We start from the raw sequence: 20584 nt of genomic DNA on the forward strand, positions 1-20584 counted from the left end.
CGCTCGTGGCGTCACCAGCCGCTGCGGCCTCCCCGCCGGGAACCTGTTTCGTCTCATTTCGGGGTGTGACCAGCACGGGCGCCATCGTGAAGCGTCAATACGCCAGCGGCAAGCTCACTTCGAACACCTACAATCCGGGGCGGCTCGGCTTCGTGCCGCGCGGGATGGTCGGCACGGGCTCCGGCGGCATGGACTTCATCGGCGAGGGCTATCTGGCCAACAGCGCGGACGGCAATCTGTACAGCGTCGGGGTCAGCGCCAAGACGAGCTATAACGATGTCGTCATCACCAAGAAGTCGGTCAACCAGACCTGGGGATCGATCCGATCGCTGACCTGGGGCAGCAATCTGCCGAATGGGAACTCCCTGCTGTACGGGCTCAGCGATGCCAATGGCTTCTACCGCTACCAGACCAGTGCCGGCAGTGCGGCACCCCACACGCGGGCCACGATCGGTGCCAGCGGTTGGTCGCTCAACACCATCACATATGACCGCACAGGGGTCGTTGCCGGTACGACGCGCAAGGCCGACATCTTTGTCGCCACCAGCGCGGGAGGAAAGCTCATCGAGTACACGGTGCCACTCGACAACCCGAGTCAGTGGAGCAGCAAGGTGCTCAAAGCCTCCACCTGGGGTGGCTTCAAGGCTCTGCAGACCGGCGACTGCTACAACTCCACAACCGGCAAGGTGTCCGGTCGGGTCATGATCGGGGTGCTCAAGAACGGCGACGTCAACCTGTACTTCGACAAGGTCGCCACGGACGGTTCGGGCGCTGACATCGTGGGATACGGGAAGATCGCGAGCGGCTGGACCGAAAAGGTCTACAGCTGACACTGACAACGCCAAGGGCCGCCCGGAAGAAGTCTTCCGAGCGGCCCTTGGCATCTGTGTCCGGTCTCAGTCGCCGCCGAGGGGATCCGTCCCGCCGCCACCTGGATCGGTCGGATCGGTGGGGATCTCCCCGCCGTCGCCATCGGCATCGGCATCGCCGGGATTGGTCGAATAGGTCAGGGCGACCGTCGAGCCGCGGGCGACCTGGGTTCCGGACGAGACCGACTGCGCGGTCACCTCGTTCTCCAGTGCGGTCGAGTTGGGATCGGCGGTTGTCGTGACCTTCAATCCGAGCTCTTCGAGCAGACCCTTGGCTTCCTCGATGTCCTTGCCGACCAGGTCGGGCACCATGACTTGACCCCTTGACACGAACACCGTCACCTCCGCACCGACCTGGACATCGGAGTTGGGCGTCGGGGTCGTATTGATGACCTCGTCCTTGGCTGCGGTGTTGTCGACGTTCTTGCGGATGACCTTGAAGTTGTAGGGCGCGTCCTCGAGCGTTGACTTGGCATTGCTGAACGGCAGACCGCGTACGTCCGGCATTTTCTGCGTCTCCGGCCCGGTGCTGACGACGATGTCGACTGTCGTTCCTTCATCGACCTTGGTGTCGGCTGGGGGATCGGTCTCGATGACCTCGTCCTTCTCGACATCGGCACTGGCCTGCTCTCGGACCTCGCCGACCACGAATCCCTTGGCGGTCAGGGCGCGCTCGGCGTTGTCAACGGTCATGCCCGAGACATCGACGACGCTGACCTGTTTGACCGGGGGTGGCTCCTTGGAGTCGAAGGCCCCGGTCATCCACAAGACGCCGACGATCGCGGCGATGATGACCAGCACGAGCGCGCCGATGGCCCACCACATGCCGGAACGGTCGTCAGCCTCTTCCTCAGGCGGGGTGGGCGGACGTGAACCGGCCGCCGCCACAGCCGCAGCTGGCGCCACCGCGGTGGCACCCGGCACGATCGACGTCGCGGCAGTGGGTGCGTCGACCTGATGGCCGGCCAGAACCCGTTCGATGTCCTTGCGCATCTCGGCCGCGCTTTGGTAGCGGTCCTCGACCCGCTTGGCCAATGACTTGGCGACGATGTGGTCGATCGCCTGGCTGACATCGGGATTGAGCTGCGACGGCGGACGCGCCTCCTCGCGGACATGCTGGTACGCGACCGAGACCGGGCTGTCGCCGACGAACGGCGGACGTCCCGTCAACAGCTCGTACAGCAGGCAGCCCGTCGAGTAGATATCGCTGCGGGCGTCGACGGTCTCGCCGCGGGCCTGTTCGGGGGAGAGGTACTGGGCCGTGCCGATCACGGCTGCGGTCTGGGTCATCGCCGACGAGGTGTCGGCGATTGCCCGCGCGATGCCGAAGTCCATGACCTTGACCTGGCCCGATGGCGTCAGCATGACATTGGCCGGCTTGATATCGCGGTGGATGATGCCGGATCGGTGGCTGTAGTCGAGCGCGCTGAGGATGTCAGCGGTGATCGACAGGGAGCGCTCGGGCAGGATCTTGCGGCCGTTCTCAGCTCCGCGCAAGATATCGCGCAGGGTCTGGCCCTCGACGTACTCCATCACGATGTACGGCACGTGGCTGCCGTGCTTGTCGATCGACTCGCCGGTGTCGTACACCGCGACGATCGACGGGTGGTTGAGCGCCGCCGATGACTGCGCCTCGCGGCGGAACCTGGCCTGGAACGTGTCGTCCGCGGACAGATCGCCGCGCAGTTGCTTGACCGCGACCGTGCGGCCGAGGCGGAGGTCTCGACCCACACGCACATCGGCCATACCGCCGCGCCCCAGCAGACCGCCGAGTTCGTAGCGGTCGCCCAGGCGGATCGTCTCGTCGCCGGATTCGGTCATTGTGTCAGTCTCCCAGAACGTGAAGTGAGTGCGAGTAGGGCCAGCGTCGTTGCATCAGACATGCGCACACCGTCGCCGAACTCGCTGAGGGTCTTTGTGAGTACGTGGATCATTTACCCAGCACTGCTTCCATGACGGATTTGGCGATGGGGCCGGCGAGTCGCCCACCGGCGATCTCGCTGCGTTCGGTGTTGCTCGACTCGACGACCACGGCCACGGCGACTTGGCGGTCGCCGTCCTTGGCGTATGAGACGAACCAGGCGTAGGGCGGTCGGTCTTGGGTTGACTGGGCGGTGCCGGTCTTCGCGCCGACCTCGACACCGGGGATCTGAGCCGACGTCGCGGTTCCGACCTCGACGGTGCTGATCATCATCTCGCGCAGCTTGCGGGCCGTGCTGGAGCTGACGGCTTCGCTGAGCTGGGACGGTTCGGCCTTGTCGAGCACCCGCAGATTGGGTGCGCGGACGGTGTCGACGACGTAGGGCTTCATGACCTTGCCGTCGTTCGCGATGCCGGCGACGACCATGGCCATCTGCAGGGGAGTCGCGGCGACCTCGAACTGGCCGATGCCCGACTGGGCCAATTGGGGCTGGTTGAGCTCTTCGCTGCCCGAGGTGGTCCGGCTGGGACTCATCGGCAGGTTCTCCAGTGGGTCGGTGCCGAAGCCGAACTTGGCCGCCTGGGCCTCCAGGTCTTCCTGGCCTACCTTCAGTGCGAGTGCGCCGAAGGCGACATTGCACGAGACGTTCATTGCCCGTTCGAGGGTTATCCGGTCGCCGCCGCAGTTGCCGCCGCCTTCATTGGGCAGCGTGTAGGAGCCGGCCGCGCCGCCGAAGCTCAGCCTGGCGCCGGCCTTGACCTTGTCGTCGATATCGTCGACGATCCCGTTCTCGAGCGCCGCGGCCGCGGTGACGAGCTTGAACGTCGATCCGGGCGGCAGGGTCTGCTGCGCGGCCCGGTTGAGCATGGGCTGATCTTTGTCGCTGTTCAGCTTGTCCCACGACTTCTGCACCGCACCGAAATCGTGGCTGGCGAGCTTGTTGGGGTTGTACGACGGCTGCGTGACCATGGCCAGGATCGCGCCGGTCTTGGGATCGAATGCCGCAACGGCTCCCTTGGTCCCCTTGCCGAGCGCCTCGAGGCCGTCGGCTGCGGTCTTTTGGGCCAGCGGATCGATCGTCAGCTCGACGCTTCCGCCCTTGCGCTGGCGGTTCGACAGCAGGTCGACGACCTGGTTGACGAACAGCCGGTCGTCGCTGCCTGAGAGCACCGGGTTCTGGGAGTTCTCCAGGCCGCCGCGACCGAAGACGTACGAGAAGTAGCCGGTCAGCGGGGCGTAGAGGCCGCCGTCGGGGTATTCGCGCTGGAACTTGTACTCGTCATCGGACTTGACGCTTTCGGCGACCGCTTTGCCGTCGACGAGGATCGCGCCGCGATCACGCGAGAACTGCTCGTTGATGACACGCTTGTTGCCGTTCTTGGCGTTCAGGCTGTCGGCGTTGACGAACTGGACGAAGTTGATGTTGACGAGCAGTGCCACGAACATCACGAGGCACACGATGGCGATATTGCGGATCGGGCGGTTCATGACAGCTTCACCACCTGGGTCTCCTCGTCACTTTGGAAGGTCGAGATCTCCGGGGCGGGACGCCTGGTCTGATCGCTGATGCGCAGGAGCAGGCCGATGATGGCCCAGTTCATGACGACAGACGAACCGCCTTGGGCGAGGAACGGCGTCGTCAGACCCGTCAGCGGGATGAGCCGCGTGACGCCACCGACGACGACGAAGACCTGCAAGGCGAACGAGAAGGCCAGACCGGCTGCGAGCAGTTTGCCGAATGCGTCACGGCACGTCAGGGAGATGCGCAGACCGCGTTCGACGATGAGCCCGTAGATCAGCAGGATCGCCATGAGGCCGGTCAGGCCGAGCTCTTCGCCCATCGAGGCGGCGATGTAATCGGAGAAGGAATAGGGCGTCAGCTGCGGACTGCCCTGCCCTAGGCCCTGCCCGAGCACCCCGCCATGGGCCAACCCGAAGAGACCGCTAATGACCTGGAAGTTGTCGTCGGGATTGGAGAACGGGTCGAGCCAGGCATCGAAGCGGGTACGGACGTGACCAAAGGCCAGGTAGCCGAAGTAGGCGCCGACCGCGAACAGTCCGGCGCCGACCACGATCCAGCCGGGGCGCTCGGTCGCGACGTACAGCATCACGACGAACAGTCCGAAGAACAGCAGGGACGAACCGAGATCGCGCTGGAACACCAGGATGCCGACGCTGATGAGCCAGCAGGCCAGGATCGGCCCGAGATCGCGGCCACGAGGCAGATCGATGCCGATGACCCGCCGGCCGGCGAGCGCGAGCGCGTCCCGTTTGACCACGAGGTAGCCCGCGAAGAAGATTGCCAGGCACACCTTGGCGGCTTCGCCCGGCTGGAAGCTGAATCCGGCGAAGCTGACCCAGATGCGGGCACCGTTGATGGTCCGGCCCAGGCCGGGTATCAGCGGCAGGACGAGCAGGGCGATGGCCACGAACCCGAAGGTGTAGGTCAGCGACTGCAACCGTCGGTGGTCGTGGACCAGGATCATGATCGCGGCGAAGGCCACGATGCCGATCGTGGTCCAGATCAGCTGAGAGTTGGCGAAGGCCGCCCGGTCCGGATTGATCTGTTGGCGACCCAGGTCGAGCCGGTAGATCATCGCCAGTCCCAAGCCGTTGAGCGCGATGACGAGGGGGAGTAGGACCGGATCGGCGTAGGGCGCGACCTTGCGGACGATCAGATGGGTCGCGATCGCGACAACGACGAGGGCGCCACCGAGCTTGTAGGTATCGGCCGGGATCCGGCCTTCGACACCCAGGCCCACCGACGCGTACGCGAAGATGCCGATGAACACCGCGAGCACGGTCAGGAAGAATTCGGCTCCACGGCGTTTGCGGGGAACCCACACGGGGGTCGTCATGGCTTCCATGCCACGTTGGCCGAACTGGCGGCCTTGGTGGTCTTGGTTGTCTTGGGTGTCGGGGTGGTGGTCGTGGGAGTAGGGGTCGGCGGCGGCACCGGCGTGACGTCGAGTTCGGCGACGGTCTTGCGGGCGTCTGCCTTGCTGGACGCCTCGACGCCGGCTTCGATCTGTCGGCGCTGGAAGTCGCTGAGCGAGGTCAGGGCGATCTCGGTCTGCTCTTCGACGTGCTGCAGCGTGATGCCCGGGATGTCGACCTGGACACCCCGGAAGATCGCCACCTTGCCGTCTTGGGCGGCCACGAAGTACTGGTCCTGCGTCCACTTGTAGGCGTAGGTGCCGGCCGCGGCCAGGATCGCCGCGATCACCAGGAGGCCGGCGGTCCAGCGCACCCACCGACGTCTGTCAGGTGCACGCGGGGCGTAGCGAAGCTCTTCGGGATCGAAGTTGGTCAGCTGATCGTGACCGCTGCCGGCGGCGCCTGTGCGGGGGCGCTCCTGCTGGCTCGCGGCACCCACGAGTTGCGGCCGGCCGTCGGCGCACGAGAGATGTTCGTCGGGATCTGAGCCGGCCTCGACGAACTCGGCGATCACGACCGTGACGTTGTCGACCCCACCGGCCTCCAGGGCGAGCCGGACGAGTTCGGTCGCAGCCATGTCGATCGTCTCGGCGCCGAGTGCGCGGGCGATGACCGGATCCTCGACCATGTCGGACAGGCCATCGCTGCAGAGCAGGTAGCGGTCACCGAGGACGGGCTGAACCCAGCTCAGGTCGGCGCCGTTGTCGTCGCGACCCAGCATCGCGCGCAGGATCAGGGAGCGGTGCGGATGTACGCGGGCCTCTGCGGCCGAGATGCGGCCCTCGTCGATCAGACTCTGCACGAAGGTGTGATCGGTGCTGATCTGATTCAACTCGCCAGATCGCAACCGGTACACCCGGGAGTCGCCGAGGTGCGCGAAGGCGAACTTCTCGCCATCCCACAGCAATGCGTCGAGCGTCGTGCCCATGCCTTCGACGGCCGGATCGCGCGCGATGAGCTCGGCGAGTCGTTTGTTGGCATCGTTGACGGCCCGGTCGAGCGCATCCAGGGCGTCGACGTCGAGGTCGCGGTCGAGCTGACGGATGACGTGCAGCGTCTCGGAGGAGGCGATCTCGCCGGCAGCGGCTCCGCCCATACCGTCGGCGATGACCAGGAGTCGCGAGCTGGCGTAGCCGGAGTCCTCATTGTCGGCGCGGCGCAGACCGGTGTCGGTCAGCGCGACATAGCGATACGTCAGGGCGGTCATGGCTTACTTCTGCAGCTCGACGATGGTCTTGCCGAGGCGCACCTGGATTCCGAGACCGATCGGTACGGGTGCGGTGATGCGCTGGCTGCCGAGGTAGGTGCCATTGGTCGAGCCGAGGTCTTCGACGAACCACTGCTCGCCGTTCGTGGCGAATCGGGCGTGCCGGGTCGAGACGTAGTCGTCGTCGAGGCGGATGGCCGCGTCGGTGCCGCGCCCGAGCAGGATCGGCGCATCGCCCAGCGGCACGCTCTGGCCGCTGTTGGGACCCGACACGACCTGCAGTTTGGTCGGCACGCCTCTCGGCGGCTTGCGGGTCTTGGTCGAGGGCGCCTTCTGCTTGGCCGGTCGGGGAGTGGAGGGGGCCTTCGTGCCGAAGATGTCGGATCTGATGACCGAGACGGCCGACAGGACGAAGAGCCACAGCACGGCCAGGAAGCCGAGCTTGATCAAGGTCAGGGTGAGCTCGGACATCAGGTGGCCTCACTCATGCGGATGACGATGATGGTGTTGCCCAGACGGATCTCGGAACCGTCGCCGACCACACCCGTGGCCACTTTGTGACCGTTGAGCACGACTCCGTTGGTCGAGCCGAGGTCGACGATCGTCACGGTCGTCTCAGTGCCGCTTTGGTGGATCTTGATCTGCGCATGGCGCCTGGAGATACCCGGATCGTCGATCTTGAGGTCGGCATCATTGCCGCGGCCGATCACGACGCCGGGAGGGTCGAGCGGGTGTTTCATCCCGTTGACCTCGATCACGACGTTGGAGGATCGGACCGCGGTCTCGGTCATACGCTGGCCGGCGACCGGTGTCACGGCGGCGTTGGTGCGGCTGCGCACCCGGAACCGTCCGGTGCTGAGCTCGCCGGTCTTCTTGAACGAGATCGCCAGGGGACCGGTCAGCGTGTAGCGCTGCTCGGTCACATGCTCGTGGACCAGTGTCGAGAGCTCTTCGGCCAGCGTCGTGCTGAACGGATTGAGACGCTCGTAGTCGGACGGCGACAGCTCGACCGTGAAGTCATTCGGTACGAGCATGCGCTCGCGCGACAGGATGTGGGCAGAGTTGTCGACCTCGCGCTGCAGGGCCGCAGCGATTTCCACGGGCTGCACGGCGCTGCGAAATGCCCGCGCAAACGCGCCAGTGACCGCCCCTTCGAGTCGTTGCTCGAAACGTTGCAGCACCCCCGCCATCTGCGCTCACCCCTTCTCTGCTCGTTGGTGTTCCATGTGATCGTATCGGGAGAGGGCGAAGAGGCGAGTCGTCCGAGGGGGGTAGCCGGGACGAAAGCTCGTTCTGACCGCCTGTTAGACTTCCTTGTCGGTCCTCGAGACGTGTTTTCTTGGACCATGCGCGGGTGGCGGAATGGTAGACGCGCTGGCTTCAGGTGCCAGTGTCCGCAAGGGCGTGGGGGTTCAAATCCCCCCTCGCGCACAAATAAGGATGGGCTCCGACGGTTTTTGTCGGAGCCCATCCTTGCTTTGTAACTGGCCGAAGGCGTTGGCGGTGGAACACGTTCCAGGGTGCTCGAATCCTTACGTGGTAACGCCGCCTTGAGGTCAGCCGCCAGTTGGGCGGGAGACGGCGTGGCGAAAATAGTTACCGAGCCGGTGTAACAACGCGTGCTTCCGTGGGATCTACCTATGTGAGAAACCTCAGAGCCGCGCTTGTCGCCATCGCTATTCCGTCCACGTTGCTGGTCAACTCTCTGTCCGTATCGGTGGCGGTGGCCAATGAAGAGCCGATTAAGCGGGATCCGTTCTCTCTGGCACGAGATGCGGATGAGCCGGTTGAGGTTGAGGACGCCCGCACGACAACTGACACGGTCTACGCCAACCCGGACGGCACCTACACTCGCGAGATCAACGCTCTACCGATACGCGTCAAGGGCGCGGAGGGTTGGGAGCCGGTAGACCTCACGCTTGAGACTGTTGAGGGCGTGGTGCGCCCGAAGGCAGCTTTGGGAGACATCTCGCTTTCTGGCGGCGGTTCTGAAGACATGTTCGGCTACTCGGTCGGAAGCGCGCGCGTCACGCTCTCATGGCCTGACGAGTTGCCGGCACCGGAGCTCGAGGGGAACGTCGCGACATACTCGAACGTTCTTGAAGGCGTCGATTTGAAGGTGACCGTCACCGAAACCGGGCCCACGACGGTGCTCGTCGTCAAGAACGAGCAGGCCGCAAGCAATCCGGAACTTAGCCGCCTGGAGCTCGGCTTCGTTGTCGAGGGCGGCTCTTCTCAACAGGAACCAGGTGGAGCGCTCGAGATTCTCGATGACTCCGGCCGGCCCGTTGCATTCTCGGGGGAGCCGTTGATGTGGGACTCGACAGGGCAGGTCCGCAACGCGGCCAATACGCCGGTCGGTGACTCAACGGCGGAGGCCGTGGAACAGCGAACTGAAGGGCCTGCTGAGGGTGACGCGGTCACCACCGTGGATTCGACACTTGCTGGTGACGAGCTCGTGCTGGAGGCGCCGGCTGATGCCCTAGAGGATGAGGACGTCACGTACCCGCTGTACATAGACCCGGAAGTGACGCGGAACAGACATTCGTGGGCGATGGTGTTCAAGCAGTATCCGTCGACCAAGTTCTGGCACTGGAGTGAGTCGAGCCAAGGCGTGGGGCACCAGTCTGGTTATGGAATGGGAACGTCCACGAAGCGTCTGTTCTGGAACTTCGGCATGCCTTCGTCGCTCGACGGCGCGTACGTCTACTCGGCACAGTTCAGCGCCAACATGGTGCATTCGGCGTCGTGCACGAAGACGGTGACCAAGCTCTATCGGACATCGGACATGAATCTCGACAACCGTCCAACCTGGAACGATCAGCCCAGCTGGTCCAAGTTCCAAGACGAGAAGAAGGCTGCCTACGGCTTTTCCGGTTGTACCCCTGGCGGCAAGGAGATCGAGTGGGATGCCAAAGAAGCCGCCGAGTACGCCGCCAGCAAGGGGCGAAACTGGATGACGTTCGGGCTTCGCGCTGAGGACGAGTCTGACCCGCGGAGCTGGAAGCGGTTTGCGAAGAACGCGAAGTTCACGGTTCGCTACACGCAGAAGCCGCGTAAGCCCACCGCGCTCACTACCAATCCGGCGGTGACCTGTACCGGAGTCGAAGCGAAGCGACATATGGGATACCAGAGGCCTCGCCTCAAGGCAAAGCTCAGCGACCCCGATTCAGGTGACAAGGTGCTTGCTAGCTTCCAGTTCTTCCGGGGAACGAGTCTCACGGAAAGCGCGAGGATTACAACTGTCTCGACGGCCTACCGGGCACCTGGTGACACGTACTACGAGTCGACGTTGATGCCTCTTGACCCGGTGAAGATCGTGGGCGGTATCAAGCAGAAGCAGGTATACACGTGGAGAGTCATAGCAAAAGACAACTCCAAGGACGGTTCCTCTGACGGAGTCACCGGACCATGGTCGGCGCCCTGCACGATCATTGTCGATCCTCAGCGGCCCCTGACCCCTCAAATCCTTGGCGTCGACGATACGACGGTGTGGAGTTACCCAAACACGCAGAAGTCGGTGACATTCGCCCCGGCAGAAGGTGACCTCAATCCGGACATCAGTTTGTACAGATGGCGCTTCAACAACGATCAGCCGCCGACAACAGGGGGTGCGGTTCCGGGCGCTGGTCACAGGCTGACCACGACGGTCACGGCACCGAAGATCGGCATCAACACCCTGTATGTCTGGGCCTATGACGCCGCGAACAACGTCAGTGAGCCGGCTGAGTACCGGTTCGAGACCGTCAACTCCTTCACAACACGCACCTACTTGATGGACGAGGGCTCTCCGACAGCAACGGTGCCGTCCATCTTCGACGACAACGGCGGACTTAACCCGCTGCCAGTAGGCCATTTGCAGTGGATGTACCGCGGAGTCAAGGAAGACGAGTTCGGCAACGGAACGCCAGACCCGTCGTTGAAATTCCAGGGCGGCGAGTCAACAACAACGACGGGAGCCGTGATCGACACATCCCGATCGTTCGCGGTCTCCGCCTGGCTCAACCCGTTCCAGCAAGGGTCGGCCACAGGAGTGAGTCACAGCAACGGCACCAAGACTGGTTTCAAATTGGGCGTGTCGAGCGGTTCCTGCCCAGCGCCGGAGGACGGCGAAGTGCCCGATACCTGCTTCTCGTTCAGTGTTTGGGACGCGGCGAAGAATGCGTACGTCACCGCGTTCGTGCCCCGCGAAATCGATATGACAGTTCAAAATTTGGACCCCTGGGTCAACGTCGTCGGGCGTTTCGACGCGATGAACGGAACCGTCTCGATCTCCTTGCCCGACGGTCTCTCCGAAATGAACTACACGGCAGATGTCGAGATCTCTGACCAACCTGCCCAGAGCAGCGGTCAACTGGCGATCGGGGGCGCGCTAGCGACTGCTGGCGTCACTAGTCGCTGGACCGGAGGCATCGATCATTTGACCCTCATCCAGGGCTACCTCACCCCGATCGACTCCAACGTCATCTACAACAACTCGGTCCGGTCCGACTGTAACGAGAGCTGCTCATGAACCTCTACTCAGGCGGCCAACGCAGCCTCATCCTGACCCTTGCGATCACGCTGTCGGCGTCAACCGTGTCGCTCGCCACGGTGCAGGGCGCGCAGGCCTCACCCGGTGCTCCCGTCGTGCAGCGGGAGAAGTCGGTACCGGTCAAGAACGTCCCACAGGTTCCTTCGACGCTGTCGGCCAAGTCCCGATCTGCTGTGCCGACACAGAAATGGCCAAAGAAGGACAGCAAGGCCTCCGTCGCAGTCACCAACTCGTGGTCGAAGCCAGCCAGCACTGGGCTCTCCCTACGCACAACTCGACAGCCTGAGACAACGCGAAAGTTCGACGTCGCCGTTCTCAAGACAAAGGACCTGGGTGCCAAGCGGGGCCCCGGTCTGGTCTATGAGATCCGGCCCAGGCCCTCAAACACTGTGAAACCCGGCGTGAAAGGGTCGAAAGAGACACTGGAGCTAGCAGTGGACTACTCCTCGTTCGCGGCATCGGCCGGCGGGGACTGGGCCAACCGACTTCAACTGGTACAGACAGACAACGACGGCAATCCCGTCTTTGTCTCCGCGCAGGAGCCTGGACTCGTATCGAACAACGACACGGAAAAGCAGGTTGTCACCGCAAAGGTCTCGGCTGGAGCCGCAGGCCAGCCGATGGTTGTTGCCCTTGCAGCGAGCGCTTCAGGCTCAACCGGCGACTACACGGCAACGCCCCTCGCGTCGAGCTCATCTTGGTCCGCCGGTGGCCAGACTGGTGATTTCAACTGGGCGTATCCGATTCCCACGCCCGAGAGCATCAATGGGCCAGCGCCTGATCTGTCGATCAACTACGCGTCGGCATCCATCGACGGCCGGACCTCGAGCACGAACAATCAGGCCTCCTGGATCGGCGATGGTTTCGACCTCGACGTCGGTTTCATCGAGCGCTCCTACGTTCCTTGCCGGGACGACTCCGCAAGTTCTAACGCACCCTCGGGAGTTGGTGACCTTTGCTGGGATGGGCAACGACTGACAATGTCCCTGGGTGGACAGTCTTCTAAGCTCATCCGCGTTGGCTCGTCAGCGGTGTGGCGGTCTGAGACGGACGATGGAACGCTGATCGAGCGACTGGACGGCGGGAGCAACGGAGCCAGGGACGGCGAATACTGGCGGGCCACCACGACCGACGGCACCAAGTACTACTTCGGCAAGACCCGCAGAACTGGCGACACCTCGAACGTCACAGACTCCGTTTCGACGGTTCCGGTGTACGGAAACCAGTCCGGCGAACCTTGCCACGCTTCGACTTGGGCTGCCTCTCGGTGCACCCAAGCATGGCGATGGAATCTCGACTACGTCGTAGACCCCCACAGCAACAGCATGACCCTGTATTACGCGCAGGAGAAGAACCGATACGGTGCCAACAAGAACACGGCTTGGCCCGAGTACGACCGCGGTTCGGTCCTGAAGAAAATCGAGTACGGCACCCGCACGACCAGCGAAGGAACGACACCGCCGTTCCGTGTCGTCTTCACAACGGCCCAGCGCTGCCTCGTCAAGTCCGGAGTCACCTGCGCAACGCTCGACTCATCACACGCCAAGGACTGGCCGGATGTCCCGTTCGATCAGGTATGCACGAGCAGCACCAGCTGCTCGAACAGGTGGTCACCCGCGTTCTTCAGCCGACTGCGCCTGACCACAGTTGATGCCCAGGTCCGCGACGCCGCCGGCGCCTACAAGACGGTAGACACCTGGGCGCTGGATCAGTCGTTCCCGGCACCCGGCGACGGATCGTCCGCGAGCCTGTGGCTGAACTCGATCCAGCGCACGGGCAAGTCCCAGACCCCGGCTATCACCCAGCCGAAGGTGCGATTCAGGTCAGATGTTCTGCCCAACCGAGTTGACCAGATCGGCGACGGCATCCAGAAGTTCCTCAAGCACCGCCTGGGAACCATCTACAACGGCAGCGGCGGACAGATCTCGATCAACTATCTGGCAACGAACTGCACCTGGGAAAACAAGCCCACGGCCTCAGAACTGGACAGCAATACCAAGCGTTGTTTCCCGTCGTATTACACGCCGGCCGGTTCGACGACACCACAACTGGAGTTCTTCAACAAGTGGGTGGTCGACAATGTCGTCGAAACTGACGGCACTGGCGGTGCGCCAGACAAGCTCACGTCTTACACCTACTCCGGTGGCGGCGCGTGGCGGTATGACGAAGGTTCAATGCTTCGCGCGAAGTACCGCACATGGAATCAGTGGCGCGGCTATGAACGGGTCACCACGAGGGTCGGTCACTCCAGCGAAAACCCCACGAGCACCGAGACGCTCTACATGCGGGGCATGCATGGCGATCGAAAGGTCGGCGGTGGAACCAGAAGCGTCACGGTCACGGACGACGTCGCACCAGACCTCACCGATCACGACTACTTCAACGGATTCGTGCGTCGAACCAGTACCAAGCTTGGGTCCGGTGCAGACAACGTCGAGCACGAGATCAACACGCCCTGGTCAAGCGATCCTACGGCGACAGGCGGCGGTGAGGCGCGCGTGGTCGCTGTGGCCAAGAGCGACACGAAGAGCCCGGTCAGCACGGGTGGCACACGAATCACTCGAGTCACCAACACCTACAACAACGACGGTCTCATCACAACGAGTGAGGACCTTGGAGACACCTCCGTCGCAACCGACGACCGGTGCACCAAGACGTCGTACGCGGTCAACAATGCCGCGAACATCAGTGCCCTCGTCTCTCAGGTCGTGACCACCGCTGGAGATTGCGATACGGCACCATCCGGTGCGAACGACGTCATCTCCGCCGAGCGGTACATCTACGATGGAGGCGCGGTGGGCTCGTCTCCTACCAAGGGCGACGTGACCCAAGCGCTGTCGGCCTCGGGCTGGAGCTCCGGGATTCAATACCAGGTCGATCAGACCCGAACATACGATGACTACGGTCGCGTCAAATCAGAGAGCGACGCGGCGGGCAAGACCGCCACCACGGCGTATTCGCCGACTTCGGGCCCGGCAGATTCGGTCACGACGACCAACGCTCTCGGACAGAGCTCGATCACGACGTTGGATAGATTGCGCGGTGTTCCGACACGCACGAAGGACGCAGCCAATCGCATCACCGACGTCACCTACGACGCTCTGGGCCGGACCACCGCGGTGTGGAAGCCAGGACGAGCGAAGGCAACCCAGACGGCAACCGCGAAATACACGTACACAGACAGCGACACCGCGCCCGGTGTGATCAAGACGGAGCGACTCAACGCGACTGATGAGTATGTGGCGTCCTTCGAGATCTTCGACGGATTGCTGAGGCCGCGGTCCACACAGTCACGCGCCGCCGGCGTGGGAGGCGGACGTCTCATCACGGAAACTGAGTACGACTCGCGCGGGTGGGTGGCTAGCGAAAGAGGTCCGTTCTACAACAGCTCGGTGCCATCCGGAAACCTTGTGACCGCTGCGGACAACGCGACGCCGACGATGACGGCATACGAATATGATCTGGCTGGCCGGACCACACGTGAACTAACAAAGTCATTCGGCGACGATCTGTGGGACCAAAGGACCGCCTACGACGCGGACCGTGTTCGCGTAACCCCTCCAGCTGGCGACACCGCTACCACCACCTTCAGCGACGCTCGAGGACAGACGACCTCCCTTGTCGAGCACAGGGCGTCGGCGCCTACAGGACCCGGCGAAACGACCACCTATGCGTACACCAAGCGGGGTGAGCTCAAAACCATCACAAATCAGGCGGGTAGCAAGTGGGAGAAGTCCTACGACATTCGTGGACGACTGATCACAGATGTTGACCCAGACAAGGGTTCGAGCACGTTCACGTACGACTCCCTCGACAGGCAGGTCACGTCGACTGACGCCCGTGGCGTCACGCTGTGGACTCAGTACGACGCGTTGGGGCGTGAAGTCAAAACCCGTGACGACAACGCTAGCGGAACGCTGCGGACCAGCCGCGTCTACGACACCGTGGTGCCAGGCATGGCGACGTCATCGACCAGGCACACCGCAGCGGGCGACTACACCTCCTCGGTAATTGGTTACGACGCTTCCGGTCGTCCCACCGGCACCAAATTGATGTTGCCGTCAACGGAAACCGCTCTGTATAAGGCGGCTGGTTACGTCACCAATCTGACGTACAACGTTGATGGTTCGGTCAAGACGGTTCAACTGCCCTCGACCACGGGACTTCCGTCAGAGACTCTGCAGTACGGGTACGACGCGCTTGGCAACCAGACCCAACTCGCTGGGTACTCGTCAATCGTCCCCGAGACGATCTTGTCACCGTTCGGCGAAGTGCTACAGCGAACGTTCAAGTCGGCGCTACAAAAAGGTGTCTACGAGACCCGTGACTACCAAGTAGGCACGCGGCGTCTCGAACGCAGGATGGGGTCACTCGAAGGTTCCGGAACGACCGCCATCCTCGATCAGCGCTACAGCTACGACCCAGCCGGTAACGTCAAGACTCTGAACGACATTGCTCCGGGCGACACGACGGGCGCAGGAGCTGACAGCTTCCGGCAGTGCTTCACGTACGACCACCTTCGACGCATGACACAAGCCTGGACGAGCGCGACCACGAACTGTGCTGCGCCCACCAAGGAGACACTTGGCGAGAAGGATTCGTACTGGGACTCGTATGAGTTCGATTCGGCAGGCAATCGGACTCAGTGGGAGAAAGTTCGAGGAAGCGGCCCGAACCAGACTTCGACCACATTCCAGTCAAACTACCCGGCCGCGACGGCCGCGCACCCGCACGCGTTGAGCTCAGTTACCGCGATCGGCGATCAGACAGGAACTGAATCGTTCGAGTATGACCAGACCGGTAACACGACTAGTCGATCTGCCTCCGCCAACACGACCCAAACATACGAATGGGACCGCGAAGGCCGGGTCAAGTCGGTAGTGCACGAAGGTAGTGCCGAGTCGGCTGAGTACGTCTACGACGCCAATGGAAACCGCCTGATTGCGCGGGACAGCGCATCAAATTCCACGACGCTGTTCGCCGGCATGGTGGAGGTGAAGGCGACCGGATCCGCGGTCACATCGACTCGTCACTACACGCTGGGCGGCGAGAAGGTCGCAACGCGTATTTCGGGATCGATCAACTTCCTGATCACGGACCACCAGGGCACCCCACAAGTGTCGGTCTTGGGGTCGAGCCAGCAAGTCACGAAGCGTCGCTTCTCACCCTATGGTGATCCGCTGGCCGAGCCAGCTTCGTGGCCTAGTGACAAGGGATTTCTGGGGAAGACGACGGATCGAGCCTTGGGCACGACCCATCTGGAGGCGCGTGAGTACGACACGGCCTTGGGTCGGTTCCTCACGGTTGACCCGGTTATCGATCCGATGGATCCGCAGCAGCTGAATGGCTATGCCTACGCCAACAACAGTCCTGTGACGATGATGGATCCAGACGGTCTGTGGCCGGGATGGGCGAAGCCGTCGTGGGGCGGGATCAAGGGCGCGGCCAGCGGTGCATTCCGCACGGTCGTGTTCGACTACAAGGCTTGCTCGGGCATGTCGTGGGGTTGCGCCTTCGAGGTGGCGTCCGCGACGCCATGGACGAAGGCAGCAAAAGTCGGCAAGTTCATGCTGAAGGCTAATCCGCGTACAGCAGTGTTCACGAAGAACTTTTCCCCCAAGCCGGCTCCGAAAGCGCCGGTCGCGAACAGGACTTTCCGCAAGGTTCAGGACACTCCGAAGTCTCGGAAGGCCCCGGACCCGGCACCAAAGGCCAAGCCGGACACCGAGGCACCAAAGACCGCCAAGGCGAGCGCCTGCTCGTTTGCCGGGGCGACGACAGTGCTGATGGCCGACGGATCACGCAAACCGATCCGGAAAGTCAGGATCGGGGACAAGGTTCTGGCCACAGACCCGGCCAACGGCCGCAAGGTCGTTCGGAAGGTGCTGACGGTCTTCAAGCACCGCGATGCAGTCGTGGACCTCAAGCTGTCCAGCGGGTCTGTACTGACTACGACGCCGGACCACCCGTTCTGGAATGAGTCCGAGGGCGAGTTCCAGCGCGCGGACGCGTTGTCCCAGTCTGACGAGTTGCTCACGCCGAAGGGTGGTGCGGTGACTGCCGTTGGACTGCAGCGCAGCACCGTTAGGTGGGCAGAGGCCTACAACCTCGAGATCGACGACGTCCACACGTATTTCGTGGGCGAAGACGAGGTCTTGGTCCACAATCAGAACACATGCGACGTTGGCAGTGGCGGCGCGAAGCGCGGCCCGAAACCATTCGGCGAGGGCCTTCACAACGTGAAGATCAAAGAGGTGGCGGACTCGGTTACTGACGGCAGGGTCGTCGGAGGTGGTCAACGGTTCGGCCAGAAGGAGAGCGTCGTAGATACGACGGGCGGATTGAAGTCCTCCCGTCGTCCGGACGTCACAGTTCGTCGGCCCGATGGCAGCCGTTACGGAATAAACGTCGGCAAGCAGAGCCGGAGGTCAGGTGCGCCGATCAAGCGGGAAGCCGAGGCCCTCAACGATCTAGAAGAGTACGGCGGATGGGAGATGTACTTTGTCCCCTACAACTAGGATCATCCCGTGACAGAACCCCAGTTCCGACGGCTTGGTGCGCAATTCCATGCCACGCCATCCGAGCTTTGCGATCTGATTGATGCATTCGCGGAGGCTCACGAACTTGAGCTGATTGCTGAGCGCTTCTTCCCCACGAGGGTTGTGAACGTGTCTGAAAGGGGCCAGCTCTTTCAGTTAACATCCGAGGCGGACAACCCGGTGCGGCGAGTCTTGATGTATCCGGCTGGTGGGGAGGTGCCGAGCGAAGAGAAGCCGGGTGGGTGCTTCGTAACCTTTGGGCTGATCGAGGACTGGGGTCTGGAGCAGACCATGATCAGCGCGTCGTGGGATGTTGCGGACCTTGATCGGGCTCGGTTGTGGAAGAAGTTCAAGCGAACGATCCACAACCAAGCGAGGGCAGGGGCGACGTTTGTCGGCCCGCGCGCATCCGCTTACGACAAGTCTTATCGAATTCTGCCCGAAGCAGAGGAGTACGCACGTGGGGGCGGAAAGCTCGTCACCTTCAAGGATGGGCCGGAGTACCGGCTTCCTGCGAGAGGCTGACTGTCCGGCGTGTGGGCGCCAGAGTGTCGAGTTGCCTCCAGTTCGTCATTCTTGACAACGCTTCAGACAGTTGGCGAGACGTGTGAGTCTGGGAGGTTGATTCATGAGCGGGCGCAGGCGCAAAGTTGGCGATGTCTACCAATTCCAACTGTCTGATGGTAGATATGCTCACGGTCGAGTGCTGAAAGACTCTTGTGTGGCCTTTTACCGAGAGATGACGGTTTCGCCGGACGAACCTCCGATAGGTTCTCGCGACTATCAGTTCGTTGTGGGGGTCTACCGGCATGTCTTCGGCGCCGATGGAGTTACTTTTGTCGGTCATGACAAGAGCCGAGATGAGGTGGATGACTGGCCCCCGACGATGAAGGTTGTGGACGCCCTCACAGGCGAGCCGAGTCTCTACGAGCGTGGTGAGATTCGTCCCGCAGGCACCGTGAATTGCGACGATTTAGAGCCTGTGGCCGCGTGGGATCTGCCGCACCTATTACCGAGGCTTGAAGAGCAGGGATCGGTCTAACCGGGCACGGGTCATTTTCCTGATGCGTTGACGAACATGATGCCGTTGGAGCTTTCGGTCAACAATAGGTTCTGTTCTCAGAGCGTGTGGTCCTCGCGGGAGTCGAGCCGGGCACCTGGTCACTGTCGTGTCGAAATGTTGAGGGGAATTGGATGTATCAGCGTTTCAGGGCCGAGTACGCGTCCCGCAGGGACTCGCGCGTTCTGCCGCCTGCGCCGTGGATCGATGATCGTTTGATTCGTGCCGCTGGGTATGGGGAGTTCGCTGCAGAGTTCGCGGGAGCATCCTTCGAGTCGGGCCTGTACCGGGTACACGACGACAAGACTGGGCCGTTGGCCATGGCTCTTGTCGCTTCTGCGTTCCCCGAGTTTTCGACCCGTGTATGCCCATTCGGCTACGACTGGCTTGGTAGACAGTTCGCTCTGGACAGCAGTCGAGTGGAACGAAATGAGCCGCAGGTTCTGTTGTTGGAGCCAGGCACTGGTGAAGCGTTGGAAATCCCTGTCTCGCTGGCACAGTTTCACAACGAGGAACTGACGGAGCACGCTGATGCAGCCCTAGCAAACAGCTTTTACCAATCGTGGTCACGGGCTAACAGAGAGTCGCTGCCGCTAGGCCGGGATCAATGTGTGGGCTATGGAGTGCCGCTCTTCCTGGGCGGGAATGACGATATCGAGAACCTTGAGGTCATCGACTTGGATGTGTACTGGACTTTGTCGGGCCAGCTGCGTCAGGGCATAGTCCAGCTTCCTCCCGGCGTTTCGATCAGCGGCGTCTCTGGTCGCTAGCTGGCCTCAAGATCGAGAGGCCAAGGCGTGACAGACGCCCATGTCCGAAGGCTATGCGCGCAGTCGCGATTGTTCTCGGTGGCGATCGCATCGACTCGATTTTCGCGTCGCCACGGGGATTCCGGGCGCCGGGGTTGGCTGCCGGAACATGTTCCACTGATCACTGGATGTCGTTGGCGACGAGGAACGTTCGATCTGGTTTGCTCGTTTTGGTCACGCAAGGGCTATTCGAGAGGACAGGATGAGCTTCGTCGAGAAAGTGCAGCGCGCGATTCGACTGACTGAGGAGTTGAACGCTCTTCGGTATGCCGAGCAGGAGGCGATCGGTGAAGCGTGGAGCGAGCTCACGGCCCAGCCCGTCGACGAGTCATTTCATCTGATCCCGCCGGTCTACTCCGACCACGGGATCAACATTCGGATCGGCCGCAATGTATTCGTGAATCAGAATTGCCGCTTCAACGACATCGGTGGGATCGAGATCGGTGACGACGTCATGATTGGGCCGGGCGTCAGCTTGATCACTTCAGGCCATCCCATTGATCCAGCGCAGCGACGACACGGGATCACGTCGGCGCCGATCCGTATCGAGCGAAACGTGTGGATAGGCGCCTCCGCACTGATCATGCAAGGTGTGACCGTCGGCGAGGACGCAGTGATTGCTGCCGGTGCGGTCGTCACCCGTGACGTTCCCGCGCGAACGGTGGTTGGTGGAGTCCCGGCCACCGTGATCAAGGAGATTGATTGAGG

12 protein-coding genes, 1 tRNA gene and 1 pseudogene are annotated in these 20584 nt (G+C 62.5%); 8 read left to right on the plus strand and 6 right to left on the minus strand.

What is annotated here, in order from left to right:
- Positions 1–86 precede the first annotated feature (86 nt).
- Positions 87–830: a hypothetical protein gene (locus ACXJKC_RS02200; protein ID WP_456695037.1), complete on the plus strand. Its 744-nt coding sequence runs from the start codon at positions 87–89 to the stop codon at positions 828–830.
- 66 nt (positions 831–896) lie between these two features.
- On the opposite strand, the gene pknB is transcribed toward ACXJKC_RS02200, so the two are convergent.
- The 6 genes from pknB to ACXJKC_RS02230 all read right to left on the minus strand — a co-directional run bounded on the left by pknB (position 897) and on the right by ACXJKC_RS02230 (position 8124).
- Positions 897–2690 (minus strand): Stk1 family PASTA domain-containing Ser/Thr kinase, encoded by a 1794-nt coding sequence (gene pknB, locus ACXJKC_RS02205; RefSeq protein WP_456695038.1) that lies wholly within the window; start codon positions 2688–2690, stop codon positions 897–899.
- 109 nt (positions 2691–2799) lie between these two features.
- Complete coding sequence (locus ACXJKC_RS02210; RefSeq protein WP_456695039.1) at positions 2800–4278, minus strand: peptidoglycan D,D-transpeptidase FtsI family protein; 1479 nt, start codon at positions 4276–4278, stop codon at positions 2800–2802.
- Positions 4275–5648, minus strand: coding sequence for an FtsW/RodA/SpoVE family cell cycle protein (locus ACXJKC_RS02215; RefSeq protein WP_456695040.1), 1374 nt, complete (start codon positions 5646–5648; stop codon positions 4275–4277). Before ACXJKC_RS02215 ends, ACXJKC_RS02210 begins: the two co-directional genes overlap by 4 nt.
- On the minus strand, positions 5645–6934 hold the full coding sequence (locus tag ACXJKC_RS02220; protein WP_456695041.1) for a PP2C family protein-serine/threonine phosphatase: 1290 nt from the start codon (positions 6932–6934) through the stop codon (positions 5645–5647). The genes ACXJKC_RS02215 and ACXJKC_RS02220 overlap by 4 nt, the downstream gene beginning before the upstream one ends.
- 3 nt (positions 6935–6937) lie before the next feature.
- On the minus strand, positions 6938–7405 hold the full coding sequence (locus ACXJKC_RS02225) for an FHA domain-containing protein FhaB/FipA (RefSeq protein ID WP_456695042.1): 468 nt from the start codon (positions 7403–7405) through the stop codon (positions 6938–6940).
- A complete protein-coding gene (locus ACXJKC_RS02230; protein ID WP_456695043.1) occupies positions 7405–8124 on the minus strand; it encodes an FhaA domain-containing protein in 720 nt (239 codons plus the stop codon). The genes ACXJKC_RS02225 and ACXJKC_RS02230 overlap by 1 nt, the downstream gene beginning before the upstream one ends.
- 158 nt (positions 8125–8282) lie before the next feature.
- On the opposite strand from ACXJKC_RS02230, the gene ACXJKC_RS02235 reads away from it, so the two are divergent.
- From ACXJKC_RS02235 to ACXJKC_RS02265, 7 genes and pseudogenes are all read left to right on the plus strand, one after another.
- A tRNA-Leu gene (locus ACXJKC_RS02235) sits at positions 8283–8365 on the plus strand.
- Between the two features lie 136 nt (positions 8366–8501).
- Complete coding sequence (locus ACXJKC_RS02240) at positions 8502–11447, plus strand: hypothetical protein (protein WP_456695044.1); 2946 nt, start codon at positions 8502–8504, stop codon at positions 11445–11447.
- 1052 nt (positions 11448–12499) lie between these two features.
- Positions 12500–17986, plus strand: a complete 5487-nt coding sequence (locus ACXJKC_RS02245) for an RHS repeat-associated core domain-containing protein (protein WP_456695045.1) — start codon at positions 12500–12502, stop codon at positions 17984–17986.
- Positions 17987–17995: 9 nt separating this feature from the next.
- Positions 17996–18532 (plus strand): hypothetical protein, encoded by a 537-nt coding sequence (locus tag ACXJKC_RS02250; RefSeq protein WP_456695046.1) that lies wholly within the window; start codon positions 17996–17998, stop codon positions 18530–18532.
- Between the two features lie 103 nt (positions 18533–18635).
- The gene (locus tag ACXJKC_RS02255) at positions 18636–19049 is read left to right on the plus strand and encodes a hypothetical protein (RefSeq protein ID WP_456695047.1); all 414 of its coding nucleotides are present in this window, start codon (positions 18636–18638) and stop codon (positions 19047–19049) included.
- Between the two features lie 152 nt (positions 19050–19201).
- Positions 19202–19837, plus strand: coding sequence for a T6SS immunity protein Tdi1 domain-containing protein (locus ACXJKC_RS02260; RefSeq protein WP_456695048.1), 636 nt, complete (start codon positions 19202–19204; stop codon positions 19835–19837).
- 583 nt (positions 19838–20420) lie between these two features.
- A pseudogene (locus ACXJKC_RS02265) lies at positions 20421–20570 on the plus strand (DapH/DapD/GlmU-related protein); the annotation flags it as partial.
- Between the last annotated feature and the right edge of the window lie 14 nt (positions 20571–20584).

Source organism: Aeromicrobium sp. P5_D10 (genome assembly GCF_054049535.1).

Bases quoted from the DNA above. Each gene is read 5' to 3' on its own strand.
- ACXJKC_RS02220 (WP_456695041.1), bottom strand. From the start codon at position 6,934: ATGACCGCCCTGACGTATCGCTATGTCGCGCTGACCGACACCGGTCTG.
- ACXJKC_RS02210 (WP_456695039.1), bottom strand. From the start codon at position 4,278: ATGAACCGCCCGATCCGCAATATCGCCATCGTGTGCCTCGTGATGTTC.
- ACXJKC_RS02255 (WP_456695047.1), top strand. From the start codon at position 18,636: ATGAGCGGGCGCAGGCGCAAAGTTGGCGATGTCTACCAATTCCAACTG.
- pknB (WP_456695038.1), bottom strand. From the start codon at position 2,690: ATGACCGAATCCGGCGACGAGACGATCCGCCTGGGCGACCGCTACGAA.
- ACXJKC_RS02230 (WP_456695043.1), bottom strand. From the start codon at position 8,124: ATGGCGGGGGTGCTGCAACGTTTCGAGCAACGACTCGAAGGGGCGGTC.
- ACXJKC_RS02260 (WP_456695048.1), top strand. From the start codon at position 19,202: ATGTATCAGCGTTTCAGGGCCGAGTACGCGTCCCGCAGGGACTCGCGC.
- ACXJKC_RS02225 (WP_456695042.1), bottom strand. From the start codon at position 7,405: ATGTCCGAGCTCACCCTGACCTTGATCAAGCTCGGCTTCCTGGCCGTG.
- ACXJKC_RS02215 (WP_456695040.1), bottom strand. From the start codon at position 5,648: ATGACGACCCCCGTGTGGGTTCCCCGCAAACGCCGTGGAGCCGAATTC.